Here is a 17874-nt window from a genome sequence, read left to right as displayed (position 1 = left end):
CAGCCTGAAGGCCAAGGCTTGTCGCGCACCGGGTCAACTCCATGAAACGCAGCTACTGCGGCAAATCGTTCAGCTCGTAGCTGGTACTGCGTCCGCCCGCATTCGATTTCCGCAGGACGCCCCGCGCCAGCAGATCGTTGATGTCGCGCAGGGCCGTGTCCGGAGAGCACTTGGCGATCGCCGCCCACTTGCTGCTGGTGAGCTTGCCTTCGAACCCGTCGAGCAGCTGATTGAGCAGCTTCACCTGTCGCTCGTTCAAGGATATAGCCGCCCAGTGCTGCCAGAACCGCGCTTTGCGCAACACGGCATCGAGCGTGTGCTGCGCCTGATCGACGGCGCGATGGAGGGTATCGAGGAACCAGGCGAGCCACTCGGTGACGTCCATCGACTCCTTCTGGGTTCGCTCCAGGATGTCGTAATAGGCCTTACGCTCGCGCTGGATCTGTGCCGACAAGCTGTAGAAGCGTTGCGGACTGCCGTCGGCACGCGCCAGCAGCAGATCGCCGATGGCCCGGGCAATACGACCGTTGCCGTCGTCGAACGGGTGCAACGTTACGAACCACAGATGGCCCAGGCCGGCCTTGAGCAAAGGCGGCTCGTTCGGTGCGCCATTCACCCAGTCGAGAAATCGGCTGGTCTCGACTTCCAGACGGCCAGCAGGCGGTGCCTCGAAATGCACACGCTGGCGACTGATGGGGCCCGACACCACCTGCATCGGGCCACTGGCATCGTCGCGCCAGCAGCCGACCTTGATCTTGGCAAGCCCCGAGTAGCCGGTGGGAAACAGCGCGGCGTGCCAGCCGAACAGCCGCTCCCGCGTGACCAGGACTGCGCAGTTGGCGGTGGCATCGAGCACCATCTCGACCACGCCTTCGACGTGACGATCGACCGGGGCCAAGGCGCCGATGTCCACGCCCAACCTGCGAGCGATGGAAGAGCGCACCGACTCGACATTGAGCTGCTCACCCTCTATCTCGCTGGTCTTGACCACGTCCTCGGTGAGCGCCGCAAGACTCGCCTGATCGCGCAGGGCCATTCCCACGTCGGCCAAGCGCCCCATCAAGAGCCCTTGGGCGCGACTGACCTCAGCCATGGGTCCAGCCAGTGCCGCCAGGTCGAAGCGCCAATTCGGCCAGTCACTGGCCTGCCAGATGTATTTGTAATCGCCGCTATTCATGCGGAGATTGTGGGCCACATTCTCCGCATGCGCAAGTTATTCTCCGCACATAGTGCGGTGATAGAGGGCACCATTCCCTGCACGGCGGGATGCCATTACCCCGGAATGGGTGTACTTTTGGTCTGGGCTACGGACGCGGGTTCGATTCCGGTTTCGGAAATGGGCGTGTCCGAATTTTTGTGTAAACGGAGGTTCGTCTCGTGCGCAGCGTTGCCCCGGATGGAACCACTCACGTGTTGATGACCAACTTGCTGGACGCACAAGCATTTCCGGCTGCCGATTTTGGTGCTCTCTACCACCAACGATGGCGCATCGAGGAAGCCTTCAAACGGCTGAAGCATCCGCATGGGCGACATGATCCTGGTCGACGTGCACCTAGAGCTGAATGCCAAGCTTACCGTGCGCTAAGGCCACGACATCGCAGAGGAGGCACGCAAGCGCGTCATGGCTGCCTACCTGGTGCTGGACGTGATGACTCACGTTGATCCAAAGTAACGAGCGGCTACACCCACAGCATCTGGAGAAACATCGACCATCAACGCCAACAGTTCATACCTCATCTGAGCGTCGGCGCGACTTAGCCTAGAGTCCGCACGTACGCGTCCAAGCTGTTTCGATCAATCTGCCACCTATACGTAGTGCCTACCGTCAGCCTCCCTTGAGCAACGTAGCGTGCCAAGCGGAGCGAACTGCATCGTTTCGCGGTGATTCCCAAGCGCTGGGTGGTCGAGCGCAGCTTTGCTTGGCTGGAAAAGAACAGGCGGCTGTGGAAGAACTGCGAGCGACTGCTCAATACCAGCTTGCAGTTCATCCACCTCACCTTCCTGGCCCTGTTACTCAGGAGATCGTAAACAGGCTCTAAGAACATCTACCCTGGGCAGGGTTTGGCAGTTGCACATCTAGCGATTAGGAAAAACGCCTACAAACTGGTCAATTTTCCAAAAACTCGCTACTACCCCCCTAAACCAGCTCGCTGGTCGATGTAGGCCGCGAAGTGCTCGCAAACGGTCGCTTCGATCCGGGCCACTTCTGCTTCGGATAAGCCTTCGACTAGTTTTTGTTTGCGCTTGGAGAGTGCCCCGTTACCCTGCACGATGACATCAATGAGAATGTTGAGCGTGGCTTGCCGCATATTGAGCCAAGTCTCAAGGTCGCGCACCGTGGCATCATGCGCGCGCAAATAGACCACCTCTGCCTGCAGGTCCTCCTCGACACAGGCCTTGCAGCATTCAAGGATGAATTCACATATATCCGTTGCATCGAAGTAGGCGTAGAGCCACAAAGGCTGTCTCGAGCCCACATGAATGTTGGCACTATCGCCATCCAACGTATAGTCGAGAAGTTCGGTGCGCGGGCGCGAATAGCGCTTCAGTAAGGCCGAGTAGCGGTCCAACTGCTTGAGCATCCGTGCAGAAAGGGGCAGCACTACCCCGGGCGGCGTAAAACCAGCCTGCCGCAGGATGTGGTGCAGCAAGAAACGGTGAAGTCGTCCGTTACCGTCGAGAAATGGGTGTACGAATACGAAGCCGAATGACGCACAAGCCGCAGCAAGAACCGGGTCCAAGCCACCTGTCGAGGCATACTGTGCCACCTGGGCAATTGTCTCCATCATTCGGGGCACCAGCTCGGGCGGAGCAGGAATGAAGTCCGCGATGTTGCGTAGTCGGCCTGGGCGCGAAAGCCAGTTCTGAATGTTGCGGAACTCGTACTCGGCCATACGGGCATTCACAATCTGCGCCTGCCACTCGCACAGTTGCTCTTCGGTAAGCAGCCCGGGCTCGCCCGCGCGCTCCAGGAGATGCCTGAATTTAGCTGCGCGGTTGTTGTCTGGAATCTCGTCCTCGATGTTGTAAGTCGAGCGCGTCTCGGAAAGGTAAAGGTAGTCCATCGCCCTTGAGAGCATCTCAGGTTCAATAGTCTGAAACGCCTCACCTACCTTGTTCGCCAGCCCCTCGGCAAGAAATTGTTGCAGCTTGTCTGTGCGTCGAACGAGCGGGCTGAACCACTTGTCACCCAGCAGGTTGTTCACGATGCCAAACTTGGAGTCCGAGATGGCCGGCCCTACGACATAGTGCGCAGGGTCGAGGACAGGAATCCGAGGACTGCCTGCCGGCAAGCGGTAATCAAACTCGTGACCGGTCAGCCAAGTAGCCAAATGGCCTGCTAGGCGCGAATACTTCGAGCTGGGCTTGTCATGCAGCCAGGCCTGAATAGCTTCAAGCACCTCGGGAATTTCGAAGAGCGCGCCCAGCACCGTGAGGTTCAAGTGCTCCCGCTTGAAGGCAAAGGTAAGTTGGCCTACAAGCGAATCAGTATCGGAGATCCGCTGCAAGGGCAGCTCAATTCGCTCCTCCCCCTCTGCATTGATGGAGCGGGACTCCATCGCCCGCTCCGTGGCCACATACACGCAACGCAGGGGGGGCACTTGAAGCTGGTAATGGCGAATTAGCGCTTCATAGCCAAGGAAGATTCGGGAGGGGGTAGCAGTCATCTACAAAAGGCCTGGAGCAATACAGCGGCGTCTACGGATTTTCAGAAACATCTATAAATGAGGTTTTTTAGCAAAAAGCAACTACTTTGTCCATGTTGCCGTCTATTTTCCGCATTAATTTCGGAAATACATCTACGTTTTGCAGCGACGGCCGAGCGACCACAGCCCCGTTATCCCCCGCCGCGGTGGATAAGCCGGGGGATAACCGCCCCCGCTCGAACGGCACACCCCGCCGTGACGCGCCGTCCGTTGGCCCTGCCTAAAAATTGACCGGTCACGGCGTGGCGGCGCTGGCCGGCGGCGGCAGCCGCTGCAGCAGGGCGTCCAGCAGGCGGCGCGCCTCGTCGCGCTCCGCCGCGGCACGCTCCAGCTCGGCCTGCACGCTGCCCAGTGCCGCCTGCGCCGCCGCCGCGCCTTGCTGCTGCAGCTCGGCCTGCTGCTGGGCCGCGTCCCGCTGCTGCTGCAAGATGTCCACTTGTTCCTGCAGGCCGAGGCCGCGTTGCTCGCCTGCGCCAGCGCCTGCGCCTGACTCGCCACCTTCTGCTGCAGCAGCTCGCGCTGCGCCGCCTGCTCGCGTTGCTGCCACTGGCCCTGTTCCTGTTCGTGACGCGCCTGTAGGGGTCGTCTCAGAAAACGGAATTTAAAGCACGTTAAGCCGGTGGCAGTGGGCGTAGCGGCCTGAATTTGCAACCAACTCACTGACCGAAGGGAGCGTCACCATGAACATTAGGACGATCGGGCTGGATCTGGCTAAGAACGTGTTCTAGGTTCACGGCGTGGATGAGCATGGCAAGGTCCGGTATCGTGTCGCCATACTCCAATGATGAACTGGACGAACTGGCCTTGCACTGCACCATGCAAGAGGACGCCGCACGAAAGGTGGAGTGACAGCTTCGCAAGTCTGAGGCGGCTCTGCTGCTGCATTCACGAATCGGGCAACGCTTTGATGCCCTGGTAACCGGCATCGGGGACGGAGGCACTTGGGTGCGCATTTTTGAGCCATCGGCTGAGGGGCGGCGGACTGGAGACTTCCCTGAATTGAAAGTTGGCCAACTATTACGGGTGCGGGGTGCGACAATCCGGGTCTCCAGCCCGGCGTCGCAATGAAGCTACCGTTACACATGATGTTGTCAGGAGGTGTTTCTCATGAACCCTATAGACAGCCTCTCGGGGAGCCACGAAGACCGATCCCTCACTGCAACGCAACCCAAAACACGAAAGTTGGGGTTGCCACTTCTCACCGGCGTTGTTATCGCCTCGATGATCGGTGGGGGCGCGTTCAATCTGCCGCAAAACATGGCACACGGCGCGGGGCTGGGCGCGGTCATCATTGCCTGGGTTATTACACTGGTAGGCATGTTCTTCTTGTCGAACACCTTTCGTACCTTGGCAGATAAACGACCGGACTTGAAGGCAGGTATCTACTCATACGCGAAGGAAGGATTCGGCTCGCTCGCCGGCTTCGAGATGGCGTGGGGGTACTGGCTGTCCGCGGCATTTGGCAATGTCGCGTTCGCGGTCCTGATTATGCAGACGATCGGCTATTTCTTTCCCGTCTTTGCCAGTGGCCGCAACTGGCCATCGATCATCGGGGCCTCATTGCTGATCTGGGCGATGAACTTTGTGGTGCTATCCGGGGTGAAGCGCGCAGCAATCCTGAATGTAATCTCGAGTGCGTTGAACATCGGCACGATAACGGTCGCTTTGTGCGCCATGGCTGTCGCGATAAAAGCGGGGATGTTCTCCTTTGACTTTTGGGGCACCCAAGCGCATTTGGGAAGCGTACTTGGTCAGGTCAAGGGCACGATGCTAGTCACGCTATGGGTCTTCATCGGCATAGAGGGTGCTGTGGTGGTCTCCGACCGTGCCAACAAGACCTCGCAAGTCGGTGTTGCCACTTTTCTCGGTCTGATCGTGTGCACTGTGCTTTATTTCTTGCTGTCTGCACTACCGTTCGGCCTGATGCATCAAGCGCAGCTCGCAGGCCTCGCTTCGCCTTCGGCGGCGTACGTTTTAAAGGCCGCGGTCGGTGAGTGGGGCGCGGTGTTCATCGTCGTAGCGCTGATCATTTCCTTGCTAAGCTGTTGGCTGGCCTGGACCATTCTAGTCGCCGAACTACCCTTCGAAGGCGCAAAAGGCGGGGTATTCCCTAAGTTTCTTGCTCATGAGAACCAGCACCACGCGGCGGCTCCATCACTCTGGGTTTCCAGCGCGACCATGCAACTAGCCATTTTCGTGGTGTTGTTTGCGCAGAATGCCTGGATATGGCTGATCTCGATCACCGGCGTCATGATTCTGCCCCCTTATCTTGCCAGTACCGTTTTCTTATGGCGCTATGCGAAGCAATCAACTTATGCAGCAAGCACAGGTGAAACGGCTCATGAGTCGGTCTGGACGGGCATGCTTGGCACGGTCTACTCCTTGTGGCTGCTCTATGCGGCAGGCCCTCAATTCCTCTTGATGTCGACCATTCTCTTCGCTCTGGGATTCCCGGTTTTCTGGTGGGCTCGCCACGAACACGCCCCCGATCAAGCGGTCTTTACCCGCGTAGAAGCCATTCTGGCGGGTGTCCTCGTGCTGACTGCCGTCGTTGCCGTCGTGTTGTTTGCCCGTGGCTTAGTCAAGATCAGCTGACCTTGGCGCTCTAAGCAATCGCAAAATACGGTTAACCTCAACAGAACAGAAAACACAAGGATAAACCTGGATAGCCCGCCCCAACATGGACTGTTCCTAGAACCATGGGCACTCCCGACGACCTTCACGCCGAGGCCAGTTCAAGGATCTCGCGGCTGACTCAGATCCGGGGAAGAAAAAGGTCTTCGAAGGGTTCTGTCGCGATAAGGAGGGCTGGGTAAGCGTGGTGCGACAAGAGACGGCGGTTATGCGATCAGGGAATAGAATTGCTCAGCAGCGGACGGACTGCTCCCCTTGTGGGTAAGCATCTGCCCTTTGCGGATCATGTGCATGGTCTCAATGCCCCCCAGGATGATGCGGGCGCAACGAAAGTTCTGGAATCCCTGCATCAACCTGACCCGGCGTTTGATCGCCCTATGGTCCTGCTCGACGAGGTTGTTCAGGTACTTGTTCTGGCGGATCTCAATGGCCGTCTCCCGATGGGCATTGATGGCCTGCAGGGCAGCCAGGTTCGCCCCGCTCTTGTCCACTGTGGCGGTCTTCGGAGCCCCACAGCCAGCGATGGCTTTCTCGAAAAAGCGTCGCGCCGCGGGGGTATCGCGGTGCGCGCGCAGCAGAAAATCAATGGTCTTGTCGTCCTTGTCTACTGTCCGATAGAGATACTTCCACTGGCTCTTAACCAGGATGGACGTCTCGTCCATACGCCAGCTGTTGCCCACCGGACGCCGGTGTTGGCGAAACGCCTTCTCGAAGAGCGGCAACAACTTGATCACCCAGCGATACACGGTGGAGTGGTCAACCGAGATACCTCGCTCGGCCATCATCTCTTCCAAATGACGCAGGCTCAGGGATAGGCAACGTACCAGCGCACGCAGGTCAGCATCACCTCCAACGGGTAATGCAAACGCTTCAAGACCTTTGCCACTTCCGGGTTCATGACCGTTGCCCACACATTGTGTTCGACACCGGTCCATTCTACTGGAGGCTTACTGCGACAGAACCTCACCCAGCGGTGTACGGTAGCGTGATCAACGGCAACCCCACGTTCAGCCATCATTTCTTCCAGGTTACGCAGACTGAGGGAGTAAGCCAGATACCAACGCACGCATAGCAAGATGACATCGATCGGGAAATGCAGGCGCTTGAGTGCTTTTCGCCATGCCGGTACGGGCGTCTTCTTCATGCCATTTGAGTGTGTTGGTTGGGCTGTCATCTTACCGCAGCCCTTACTGCGACAGAACCTCGCGACAGAGCCCCACAGTCGACCGCCTTTGAAACCGCGCCAGTAAGGGAAGTGGCCTCGCGAACGTTCGCGAGCCCACCAGAGAAAACGGGGGTAGGAAGGCGTCAGAAGAGCGATGCTTACTTGAGGTAGTTTTCCGCCACCGCAATCCAGTAGGCCGCGCCGACCGGCAGGTTGCTCTTGTCGAACACATACATCGGGTGATGCACATTGGCCGTGTTGCCATTGCCGATAAAGCAATACACCCCCGGTACCTTCTGCGCGTAGAAGGCGAAGTCCTCACTACCCATGAAGGTCGGCCCCGGCGTGACCACCTGCTCGTCGCCGAACACCTTGCGCGCGATGTCGACGCAGATCTGGGTCTGCTCCGCGTCGTTGATCAGGACCGCACCCGGCTGGCCTTCCCTGATCTCGAAGCCGACATTGTAGGCCTCGGCGGTGGCCTTGGTGATTGACTTGATCTTGTTCAGCACCATCTCGCGGGTTTCCGGCTTGCGGGTGCGCGTGCTCAGTCGCAGCGTGGCGGTCTGCGGAATGACGTTGCCGGCGTCGCCGGCGAGGAAGGCGCCGACGCTGACCACGGCGGCGTCCATCGGCGCAACGTTGCGCGACACGATGGTCTGGAGCGACATAACCAGCGACGCGCCCGCCACCAGTGGGTCGATGCTTTTTTCCGGCATCGAGCCGTGGCTGCCGACACCGGTCAGCACAATCTCCCAGTTGTCCACCGCGGCCATGATCGGACCGCCGGTGAAGTGCAGCTTGCCGGTCGGCAGGCCGGGCATGTTGTGCATGCCGAATACCACGTCCATCGGGAAGCGCTCGAACAGGCCATCCGCGATCATCGCCGGGGCGCCGGCCATGATCTCTTCGGCGGGCTGGAAGATGAGGTTGAGCGTACCGTTGAAGTTGCGCGTCTTGGCTAGGTATTCCGCGGCGCCGAGCAGCATCGCGGTATGAGCGTCGTGGCCGCAGGTATGCGACTTGCCTTCGATCTTGCTCTTGTACGGCAGATCGGCGGCCTCCTGCACCGGCAAGGCATCGGTGTCGGCGCGCAGGCCAATGCGCATCTGGCCATCACCGACCTTGAGGCGGCCGACCACGCCGGTCTTGCCGATGCCTTCGGTCACCTCGTAACCCCATTCACGCAGCAGCCCTGCGATGTAGCTGGCTGCTTGGGTTTCCTCAAAGGCCAACGAAGGGTGCTGGTGCAGGTAGTGGAAGTGCTGTTCGATGCTGGCCTGGTCGAGGGTTTTCAATGCTTCAGTCATTTGCTCTGTTCCTGATCGTCAATATATGAGATTGGCGGAGTGCGATGCGCGGCCCGGTCGCGCCGGAGCCCCGCCCAAGGTGTCCCGGTCCTTAGGCCTTCTTGCCCTTCGGCACGGTGAGCATGATCGACAGGATGGCGACCACGATCATCAGCACGTTGAAGCCGAGCGCCACGATGGCGGCCTCGCGCACGGCGAGGTTGTCCTGCCGGCCGACGAAGGTGATTACCCCTTCCAGCCACATGATGCTTTCGTTGTTGGCACTGAGCGCGGTGAAGATCGCCGCCGAGATCGCTACCCCGAAAGCGGCGCCGAGCGAGGAGGCCATCTTGTAGATGCCGGAACCCGCGCCAGCCTGGGAGGCGGGCAGGTTGGCGAGCGCCGCGTCGGTTGAAGGGGTGGCGTAAAAGGCGAGGCCGACGCCAAACAGCGTGTAGCCGATGACGGCGAGGAGCTTGTAGTCGGCCAGAATCAGGTTGGCCGGTGACAGCAGTACGATTGCCAAGCCGGTGATCAGGCAGCCCCAGATCATCGGCTTGCGTGCACCGAAGGCCCGCAGCAGCCGTTCACCGACACGGATGAAGGCGATGATCGCGACCGCGTAGCCGAGCGTCAGCATACCGGCGGCCTGGGCCGTCATATTGCCGCCGAACTGTACCAGCTGCAGCGACACGATCAGCGTGCCTGCCACCGCATTGAGCAGGAAGTTTGAGATCGTGGCGCCGGTGTAGGTCGAGTTCTTGAACAGGCTGAAATCGATGAAAGCGCTGGACGACTTTGCTTCGATCTTCAGGAACACGGCGCCGACGACCAGCACGACGGCGATCAGGCCTAGCGACAGCGGGCTGGTCCAGCCCAGCTTGTTGCCTTGGGTGACCACCACCTGCAGGGCCACCATGGCGATCATGAAGGTCAGCACGCCGGGCAGGTCGAACTTGTAGTCACCCTTGGTTTCGGCCTTACTTTCCGGCGTACCGCGCATCATCCACAGGCCCAGTACGCAGACCGCGATCGACACGAAGAAGATCGAGCGCCAGCCGAAGTTCTGCAACATCAGGCCGCCGAACAGCGAGCAAATGCCGGACCCACCCCAGGAACCGATCGACCACATGCTGACCGCGCGCTGACGTTCCGCCCCATCCCAATAGCTTTTTACGACCGCCAGGCTGGCAGGCATGATGCATGCCGCCGACAGGCCCTGCAGTGCCCGTCCGACCAGCAGGACTGGCGTCGCCAGCTCACCGGTCGGGGTCAGACCGACCAGCAACGAGCCGAGGATGTTGAGATAGAAGCCAATGCGCACGATCTTCATGCGGCCGACGCGGTCGGCCAGGCCGCCGATAACGACGATGAAGATGCCGGAGAACAGTGCGGTGATCGCCACCGCACTGTTCATGGTGTTGGCCGACATACCGAGGTCGCGGCTCATGTCGGGAGCGATGTTCAGTGTCGTCTGGGCGAACAACCAGAAGGCAATCACGCCCATGATGATGCCAAACAACAGGCGATCATTGCCCTTGTACGGCGCGTTGCTTGTCGTGGTACTCATGTAAAGGCTCCTTGACGGTTACCACACTGCAGGGACTGAAGCCCAAGCACTACCGCGCGGCCTTTATTTAGTTTGCGGTTGGTCATAGCCTCCGAATCTTAAGGCTATGGCATGGCTCAGAACCTTGCGCTAGTTAGTTAGCTGCTGGAACCGTTCGACCAATTGCGCCAAACCCAGCAAGGTTCGAAGAATACAAACCGGAGTATCATGCGTCTAATGCGAAATTTTTCTTTATTCGATTACAAAGTGTAATCAATGAATCTGAACCACCTGCGCCACCTCATTGCACTGGCCGAATATCAATCCTTCCGTAAAGCGGCCGATGCACTCTGCCTGACCCAACCTGCCTTGAGCCGGAGTATTCAGGCTCTTGAACAAGAACTGAACGTCAGGCTGATCGACCGACATGGCAAACGGAACACGCTCACCGCCTACGGCCAGCAAGTTGTAGCTAGCGCCAGGCGGATCGTTTTCGAGGCCGCCGAACTGCACCGGGGGATCTTCCTTCTCCAGGAAGGCCAACTTGGCTCGATCAGCATCGGCTTCGGCCCCACGCCTGCAGCCATACTGATGACCCCGTTCCTCACCCTAATGGCGAGCTGCCATCCGAAAGTCCAAGTCAAGTTGGCGCGTGGTTCGGTAGACATGCTCACCCAATCATTGCTCGACGAAACGGTCGACATCATCGTCATTGATCGTCGGGCCCTGACTGCCGTCGAGGATCTGCTGATCGAGCCACTGCCACCGGTCCGAGGCGGTTTCATTTGCCGAACCGGTCACCCTCTCCTGGCCCACCCACACATTGATCTGGCCATGTTGCGCCAATTCCCGGTGGCTTCGATGCCACTCAGCGATGAAATCATCCATGATCTCGTTACCGAATTAGGTCCCGAGGCGCATCCCAGTCGATTGATGACAATAAACTGTGAAGACCTGCATGGCATGCTCGATGTCGCCGAAGCCACCGATGCAATATTTTTCGGCATATTTGCAAGCGCCAAGGCAAGGATATCTGCCGGCAAGTTGCAGGAAATCAAGCTTCATCCCCACTTCGAACGCATGGGACAATATGCCTTGGTCAGTCTGGCAAGACGCAGCGAATCACCCACGCTGAAACTTTTCCGAGATTTTGCGCACGAGCATTTTCACGATTGAAAAAAGCGCAGTTGGCCGCTACGACTACAGCCACATTGTTGTCTAGCCCCGAACGATTGAGAATGCGCGATTTGAATAAATCGGGTTGTTGTTTTTCCAGTCTCTCATGGCCTGAATTGGCTTCCAATAGGCATGCCGCGGGGATGCCCAAGCCTTTCAGGGCATCATGGGGAGTTTCCAGATGCGTTCGCTCAAATGATCGTCTGGGATATGACGTGTAGGACTGCTGTACGGGGCGGGTTCTGCAAAGCGCCAAGGCAACTCAAAAATTCGTCCACATGCCAAGCGCGACCGAGTGCTGGTTGCGTAGGGTAGGAACGGCGTGTGCCGCCGGATCCCCACCGAGTTGGTAGGCCGCATTCGACCCGTTATTCAGGCGGGTATAAAGCGCATAGAGTTGGGTGTGTTTGCTCAGGTGGAGGTTGTAGGAAAACGTGCCCATCCAGGCACCGCTGTCTCCAACACCGGCGAAACCGCTCCACGAACTGGCTTGGCCGTATTGCACCGTAAACTGGTTGCTGCCGAGCGTGTAGCTTGCCTGCAAGCTGCCATAATTGCGGTGCCGGTCATTGCCACTATTCTCAATATTGTTAACTCGTCATATTAAAACAGACCGGCTAGATAGAAAGAGCCGAAGTCATAACCAACGCTCATGAAGTTCGCCAGTCCACTCTTGTAGAAACCATTAGAGGTCACTTGCATGTCACTGTTCTGCTGAATGGCGTAACCGGCGCGAAGCGGTCCTTGGTCATAGCGTACGATGCCCGACGTACCAGCGTACGCAGGTCAGCATCACCTCCAGCGGGTAATGCAGGCGCTTCAGTACCTTTGCAACTTCTGGGTTCATGGACGCTGTCAACACATCGAATTCGACTCAGCCAAAGTCTAACCCAGGCTTACTGCGACAGAACCGTTTCATGACCGTCATCTTCCGGGGGGATCGCCCAGGTCAACAAGTTGACAGTACCGCCACCCACAGTCTCTGTGGAAAAACGCCTCCGCCCTCGCGAAAAAACCCAAGCCCCGTCAGCGCTTCGCCAGCGCTGCGCAATAAATAAGCACTACTCCACCGTGGTGGCGGTGACCGGGTGCCCCCCGGCGGTTCCACGTCGGACAATGGGAACCCGGTCGACCTGCTCCCCCTTGGCTAGCCAGCCGGTTTCAGGCCGCCCGACCCGAAACAAGGTGGCGATCACCTTGCCGCTTGGCAGGAGGGCGTGGGTGCACCGGATGGCTGCTTGCCAGGCAGCCATCAATACCGCAGCGGTTTTCGCGGCTTCGCAGAGGAACGGACACGCCGTGAATCGTGGCCTGGTAGAGCCGTTCTCGCACCGTGCCACTTTCTATAACGCATTGCGTTATATGTCGTTAGGCGTTATAGTTTGAGCCATGGCGATTCAGAACTTTAACGATAAAGAAACGGCCAAGATTTGGTCAGGAACGATGTCCCTTCGCCTTCCTGCCGACATCCAGCGCAAAGCGCGCATGAAGCTCAGGATGCTCAACGCGGCTCATGAACTGGCTGACCTCCGCATCCCGCCGGCCAATCGCCTCGAGGCACTCAAGGGAGACCGGGCCGGACAATACAGCATCCGCATTAATGACCAGTGGCGTGGGTGTTTCCGCTGGAGGGACGGCAACGCTGACGACGTGGACATCGTCGATGACCACTGAAGCAGAGGAACAGACCATGGACAAGCTACCGAACATTCACCCGGGCGAAGTGCTCAACGAAGAGTTTCTCGTGCCGTTGCGCCTCAGCCAGAACGCGTTGGCGCGCGCCATGCATGTGCCGCCGCGCCGGATCAACGAGATCGTCCACGGCCAGCGCGCCATCACCGCGGACACGGCCCTGCGGCTGTCCCGCGTGCTCGGCACCACCGCGCAATTCTGGATGGCACTGCAGACCGACTACGATCTGGAGATCGCTGCCAGCGCGACCGACTTGACTGAGCTGACCCCGCTGGCGGCCTAGCCGGCCACCGCCCTCAATAAAAAAATGCCCGCAATCGCGGGGTTGAACAAGGAGAATGTCTTGCGAAAGCTGACGGTAAGACAATTAATGCTGATCGGCACCATCCTGGTGGTCCTGCCTCTGCTGATTGGTAATATCGTGCTCTGGTTGAGCAATGCCTCGCTGCACAGTGCGGAGGCGGAGCAGCAAAAGTGGGTACTGGCCACGCAGACTTTCAAGGATGCCCGCTACAACGTGGTGCAAATCCAGCAGTTCCTGACCGATGCGAGCGCAATCGGCGAGGGGGCCGACGACTACCGCGACGCCGAGACCAACCGAGTTCAGGCACAGGACAATTTGAAAAAGCTGGAACAGCTGTTGCCCGAGAAGGCGGCCATGCTGCGCCAGATCAGCGCCCAAGTGGATCAGCTGCACCATATCGGGCATGACATGGCCGAGGCCTACATCCACCAGGGCCGCGAAGCGGGCAATGCCATCATGAAGCGCCCGGGCAGCGGCTTTGACGACTCAACCGAGGCCATCAACAAGCAGCTGGAGCAGCTTGCCGTAGAGCTCACTCAGCGTACCGCCACAGCGAATGAGGCCAAGCAGAGCCAAATCGACATCAACAGCACCCTGGGCACGAGCTTCGCCGCGATCGCCATGGCACTGGTGCTACTCATCAATTTCGTCGTGTACCGCCGGCTGACCCGCATTCTCGGTGGGGAGCCAGGCTATGCTTCAGAAGTCGTTAGTCGCATTGCCGCAGGCGACTTGTCTCAGGAAGTAAAAAACGCGTCGTCGAATCCCAACAGCCTCCTGGGCGCCATGCGGACCATGTCGGGCAAGCTGGCCAATTATCTGCGCCAGATCGATCAGGAGACCAAGCAAGTTGCCCAGTCGTCCTATCAAATTACCGATATCTCGAAACACATTATCGATACGTCCGAGCAGGAGCAACATCACTCCGCCGAAGTGCGGCTGGCCACCGCGGATCTGACGCAAACGGCAGAAGCCGTGCGCAGCATCGCGATGAAAGTCAGCGAGCACGCCGATCAAGCGCGTAGCAGCGCCCAACAGGGCATGCAGACCATGCGGAGCAATATTGAGGGGATGGATCGCGCGGTGGCCGAGGCGCGCGACGCGGAGGCCAAGATCGTCGCACTGGGCGAGGCCAACCAGAAAATCCAGGTCATCACCCAAACGATTGCCGCCATCACGGAACAGACCAACCTGCTTGCGCTCAATGCGGCAATCGAAGCGGCGCGCGCTGGCGAGCACGGACGCGGCTTTGGCGTTGTGGCCGAGGAGGTGCGCAAGCTAGCCCATAACGCCAGCAAGGCCACCGACGAAATTACCGCCATCATCGGCAATCTCAACCATCTGGTGCAGGAAAACACCCTGGCCGTACGCGGCATCATCGAGCGCACCAGCGCCGGCATGGAAAAAGCGGAACAGGCCAACCAGGCACTCTCCAGCATCGTGCAAGACATCGATAACAATGTCGCTGCGGCACACCAGATCAGCCAGGTCAGCCTTGAGCAGATGGACAAGCTGACCAATCTGCGCGAGCGGCTGGACATCCTACTGAACACCTTGTCGGACAATGCGCTCAAGGTGCATACCACTGGCGCCATCAGCCAGGACTTGTATCGCGTCACAGAGAAACTTCGCGATCTGATGAAGCAGTTCAGCTTCGAGCACGGCGCGGACGTACCTTTGCGCGCAAATGAAAAGCGGCAACTCCCGCGCGTGAAGAAAAGCCTGCTGGTAGAGGTGTCCGAGGAGGGGCAGCCGCGCGATGCCATCACCGTCGACTTCAGCATGAAGGGCTTGCAAATGCGCGTACCGGTCCCCCTGCAGGCTAAGCAAGGTGACTTGCTGGCACTAAGGTTGCGGGTGCCGCACGACGCCATCGGGACATACAGTAACCAAACCCCACTCGATATCAGCGGCCGAGTACTCTGGGAGCGGCCTTCCGAGCTAGGCAAGTTGTACGGCGTGACGTTCGGCCCGACCAGTCCGCAACAGCAGAAGCAGCTGCAGCAGTGCTTCGACTACTACAACCAGAGTTCCACCTTTCAGTAAATAGTGTCCGCACTGGCTAGCTGTCGCGCCATATTGGACGGTGTAGCGCCTGTTCACGATCTTTCGAGCTGGAATAATCATGGCGAAAGACCCAGGATCCAAGCGACGTGAGTCGTGAACAGTTCGAACAGATCAGTCCCTACTGAAGAGCGTGTGCAAGAAGACCAAACCAAGAACCGTGGATCTGTTTGAGGTCTGGTGCGCGGTGCTCCGCCTACTCAAGAGTGGCTGCCAATAACGCATGTTGCCGAGCGACGTCCCCAAGTGGCGCACCGTGCATGCCTATTTCAACCGATGGAGCGAAGCTGCCCAGGAAGGCGTGAGCGTCCAGGAGCAGACCCTCAAAAACTCCGGTTAGCGCGGCCCGTCTCAAACAGGGGCGCAACGGTTTGACGTGTTTTTTGATCGTTGACGCATAGAACGTGAAAAATACCGATAGCGCGAGCGAAAAGGGCTATGACACCGGAAAGAAGGAGTCCGGAATCAAGCGCCACCTTGCCGTCGATACGCAAGGCTTGCCTCACGCGATTGCTGTGACCACAGCGACATGACGGACCGCCGCCAGGGCGTGCTGCTGGCGCTGGGGCGCAGCTCTCCCCACCTGAGCGGCGGCGACCGACGAGCTGATCGTCAGTTGCGGCGAGCGGCCACTGCTGATGGACAGCGGGGTGTTCAGCAAGCACTTCTTCGGTGACGGGCGTATCGACGGCCGTGCGCTGCAGTTAGCCGAACGCTATGCGATCCACCCACGCTGAGCAGCTGGCCGCAGAGGTCTCCGATGCGGAACTGGCCGCCAAGGTCAAGGCCGCCCTCGATCAGGATCCGGAACTGGCCAAGCTACACCTGAAGGTGACGAACAAGAAAGGTGACATCACCATCGACGGCACCATGACGGATGATCAGCAGATGCTCAAAGCCGGTGAAATCACCCAGAACGTCCCCGGGGTGAAGAACGTCCTCAACAACATGATGATGACGAAGTAAGTCGGCTTCCCTCCCGCGCCGCGTGGTACCAGACTGCGCGGCTGTTTGGCGTCGCTCACCACAAGTCTGCCAATAGCCAATACGCCCCGTCGGCCGCACCTGAGGCCCACCGCCTTAGCCCGGTGCCTCACTCGAGATTTGTATCAGCTGTGAAGCGGCGACCAGGGCCGCCTTGAGAAACAGTGTCGCAGGGATGGTTTCGAAGGCGATGCCATCCAGTTCAACCGTTCGGCACTCTGACGACGTGCCACAGACGGAGCAACAAGGACTGCTTCCCACGCTGGCACCTAACCATTCCTCCATCGGTCTTCCTGCTATCCAGATGCGGTTGGACTCTAAAGGCTCGGCTTTAAATGACTTCTCGTCTAGCTGTTTGATATCGAGGATTGGCTCAATGCCCAATGGCAAGAGCGACTGCCTGAGCGTGTCGATGGCACGCTGCATTTCCAGATAGGTGGCATTGCAACGATCACAGGTTTTACCTTCATTGCTCACGAGTCTCTGCCATAAGATCGGCAGTTGCTTCACAGTGCGATCTCCACCTGACGTCATCACCTAATTGTAGGAACACATTTTGGTGCGTTGTTGGTTCTCTTCAGATTGGCAGAACGCCTTTCTGAAGTGAACCGAGAGAAACGTGCGAAGTGCGATGTCAAGCGGCTGCCTGCAACTGCCAGGCAAATCGTAACAAGATGCGGCTTTCGATCGCGATGGGCGGTGGATTTGTGGCCGAGTACACATTCGATCAGTCGACGAAACTCTGGTCTGCCCTGTGAGTTGTTTCGCTGGACGTCAGAACGGATAAACCTGCTCGTCAGCCTTAAATTCACATGGTTTATCTGTGGTTGGGTCTGAATCATGTAGCACTGCCATAGTGTCCGATATCTTCGTCCATGTACCACCTAAATTGCATGCAAAATCCTGCCCCTGCTTCAGACCACCAAAAGGTGCTGGCAGTACCGGCTCCCCGCAATGTGGGCAAAGATTGGTGTTTGGGCCATTTAACTCGGACTGGTTGAAGATCTTTTCACACCAACAACATTTAATTGAGCCTTCGGTCATATTCACTTCCCATGAATTAATCTTGCTACTGTAAAAATCGTTTCTATGATGGTCTATTATACATGCTTAAAGCCTAACCATCGGTCGCCGTTCTCAACTCAAGATTGCTGACCCTAACCCCATCAGAGAATTTTTGAATGGGCGGTTTCCAACCCCAAGTGCAACACCCTGATAAGGTGTTGCCATGCCCTCCCACTACCATCAGCTTTGCCCAGAAGAACGTGCCTGCATCATGCAAATGACCGCGCAGGGACACAGTCTGCGCC

Annotated in this window: 17 protein-coding genes and 3 pseudogenes; 10 read left to right on the top strand and 10 right to left on the bottom strand. The window is 58.4% G+C overall.

Annotated elements, in window-relative coordinates:
• Window positions 1–52: 52 nt before the first annotated feature.
• A complete protein-coding gene (locus QU481_RS18310; RefSeq protein ID WP_289830973.1) occupies window positions 53–1177 on the bottom strand; it encodes a Fic family protein in 1125 nt (374 codons plus the stop codon).
• 239 nt (window positions 1178–1416) lie between these two features.
• On the opposite strand from QU481_RS18310, the gene QU481_RS18305 reads away from it, so the two are divergent.
• Window positions 1417–1662, top strand: coding sequence for a transposase (locus tag QU481_RS18305; RefSeq protein ID WP_435382740.1), 246 nt, complete (start codon window positions 1417–1419; stop codon window positions 1660–1662).
• Window positions 1663–1851: 189 nt separating this feature from the next.
• Window positions 1852–2028 (top strand): annotated as a pseudogene (locus QU481_RS18300) (transposase); the annotation flags it as partial.
• A gap of 101 nt (window positions 2029–2129) precedes the next feature.
• On the opposite strand, the gene QU481_RS18295 reads toward QU481_RS18300, so the two are convergent.
• Together QU481_RS18295 and QU481_RS18290 are read right to left on the bottom strand one after the other, a co-directional pair.
• Window positions 2130–3560, bottom strand: coding sequence for a Fic family protein (locus QU481_RS18295; RefSeq protein WP_289830972.1), 1431 nt, complete (start codon window positions 3558–3560; stop codon window positions 2130–2132).
• A 382-nt stretch (window positions 3561–3942) separates the two neighbouring features.
• Window positions 3943–4254 carry a hypothetical protein gene (locus QU481_RS18290; protein WP_289830971.1) on the bottom strand — a complete coding sequence of 104 codons (312 nt, stop codon included), beginning with the start codon at window positions 4252–4254 and terminating at the stop codon, window positions 3943–3945.
• 326 nt (window positions 4255–4580) lie between these two features.
• On the opposite strand from QU481_RS18290, the gene QU481_RS18285 reads away from it, so the two are divergent.
• Both QU481_RS18285 and QU481_RS18280 read left to right on the top strand, forming a co-directional pair.
• The gene (locus QU481_RS18285) at window positions 4581–4775 is read left to right on the top strand and encodes a hypothetical protein (protein ID WP_346432445.1); all 195 of its coding nucleotides are present in this window, start codon (window positions 4581–4583) and stop codon (window positions 4773–4775) included.
• A gap of 39 nt (window positions 4776–4814) precedes the next feature.
• Entirely contained in the window at window positions 4815–6302 is a 1488-nt protein-coding gene (locus QU481_RS18280) for a basic amino acid/polyamine antiporter (protein ID WP_289830970.1), read from the top strand.
• Between the two features lie 245 nt (window positions 6303–6547).
• Here the strand turns inward: QU481_RS18280 and QU481_RS18275 are convergent.
• The 4 genes and pseudogenes from QU481_RS18275 to QU481_RS18260 all read right to left on the bottom strand — a co-directional run bounded on the left by QU481_RS18275 (window position 6548) and on the right by QU481_RS18260 (window position 10365).
• Window positions 6548–7239, bottom strand: a protein-coding gene (locus QU481_RS18275) for an IS6 family transposase (protein WP_289830989.1) whose coding sequence is annotated in 2 segments (ribosomal slippage) — window positions 6548–7152 and window positions 7152–7239 — 693 coding nt in all. Because the reading frame shifts where the segments join, the coding sequence is not laid out codon by codon here.
• A 63-nt stretch (window positions 7240–7302) separates the two neighbouring features.
• Window positions 7303–7485, bottom strand: a pseudogene (locus tag QU481_RS18270) (hypothetical protein); the annotation flags it as partial.
• Window positions 7486–7664: 179 nt separating this feature from the next.
• Entirely contained in the window at window positions 7665–8816 is a 1152-nt protein-coding gene (locus QU481_RS18265) for a M20 aminoacylase family protein (RefSeq protein WP_289831450.1), read from the bottom strand.
• Window positions 8817–8907: 91 nt separating this feature from the next.
• Window positions 8908–10365 carry an MFS transporter gene (locus QU481_RS18260; protein ID WP_289831449.1) on the bottom strand — a complete coding sequence of 486 codons (1458 nt, stop codon included), beginning with the start codon at window positions 10363–10365 and terminating at the stop codon, window positions 8908–8910.
• A 255-nt stretch (window positions 10366–10620) separates the two neighbouring features.
• Here QU481_RS18260 and QU481_RS18255 point away from each other — a divergent pair, with 255 nt between their 5' ends.
• Window positions 10621–11520: a LysR family transcriptional regulator gene (locus QU481_RS18255; RefSeq protein WP_289831448.1), complete on the top strand. Its 900-nt coding sequence runs from the start codon at window positions 10621–10623 to the stop codon at window positions 11518–11520.
• A gap of 262 nt (window positions 11521–11782) precedes the next feature.
• On the opposite strand, the gene QU481_RS18250 is transcribed toward QU481_RS18255, so the two are convergent.
• Window positions 11783–12064 carry a hypothetical protein gene (locus tag QU481_RS18250; protein ID WP_494337231.1) on the bottom strand — a complete coding sequence of 94 codons (282 nt, stop codon included), beginning with the start codon at window positions 12062–12064 and terminating at the stop codon, window positions 11783–11785.
• Window positions 12065–12909: 845 nt separating this feature from the next.
• Between QU481_RS18250 and QU481_RS18245 the strand changes: the two genes are divergently transcribed.
• The 5 genes and pseudogenes from QU481_RS18245 to QU481_RS18225 all read left to right on the top strand — a co-directional run bounded on the left by QU481_RS18245 (window position 12910) and on the right by QU481_RS18225 (window position 16546).
• Window positions 12910–13194: a type II toxin-antitoxin system RelE/ParE family toxin gene (locus QU481_RS18245; RefSeq protein ID WP_289831447.1), complete on the top strand. Its 285-nt coding sequence runs from the start codon at window positions 12910–12912 to the stop codon at window positions 13192–13194.
• Window positions 13184–13495, top strand: a complete 312-nt coding sequence (locus QU481_RS18240) for a HigA family addiction module antitoxin (RefSeq protein ID WP_289831446.1) — start codon at window positions 13184–13186, stop codon at window positions 13493–13495. Before QU481_RS18245 ends, QU481_RS18240 begins: the two co-directional genes overlap by 11 nt.
• A gap of 60 nt (window positions 13496–13555) precedes the next feature.
• Window positions 13556–15562 (top strand): methyl-accepting chemotaxis protein, encoded by a 2007-nt coding sequence (locus QU481_RS18235; protein ID WP_289831445.1) that lies wholly within the window; start codon window positions 13556–13558, stop codon window positions 15560–15562.
• Window positions 15563–15669: 107 nt separating this feature from the next.
• A pseudogene (locus tag QU481_RS18230) lies at window positions 15670–16151 on the top strand (IS5 family transposase); the annotation flags it as partial.
• Between the two features lie 146 nt (window positions 16152–16297).
• Entirely contained in the window at window positions 16298–16546 is a 249-nt protein-coding gene (locus QU481_RS18225) for a BON domain-containing protein (RefSeq protein ID WP_289831444.1), read from the top strand.
• A gap of 114 nt (window positions 16547–16660) precedes the next feature.
• Here QU481_RS18225 and QU481_RS18220 read toward each other — a convergent pair whose 3' ends face one another.
• Together QU481_RS18220 and QU481_RS18215 are read right to left on the bottom strand one after the other, a co-directional pair.
• Entirely contained in the window at window positions 16661–17074 is a 414-nt protein-coding gene (locus tag QU481_RS18220) for a DUF2703 domain-containing protein (RefSeq protein WP_289831443.1), read from the bottom strand.
• Between the two features lie 607 nt (window positions 17075–17681).
• On the bottom strand, window positions 17682–17874 hold a 193-nt coding region (locus QU481_RS18215), incomplete at its 5' end, for a hypothetical protein (protein WP_289831442.1).

It is taken from the genome of Crenobacter oryzisoli (assembly GCF_030385785.1).
GTDB classification, from domain to species: Bacteria; Pseudomonadota; Gammaproteobacteria; order Burkholderiales; family Chromobacteriaceae; genus Crenobacter_A; species Crenobacter_A oryzisoli.
This window is presented reverse-complemented; position numbering and strand designations above follow the sequence as displayed.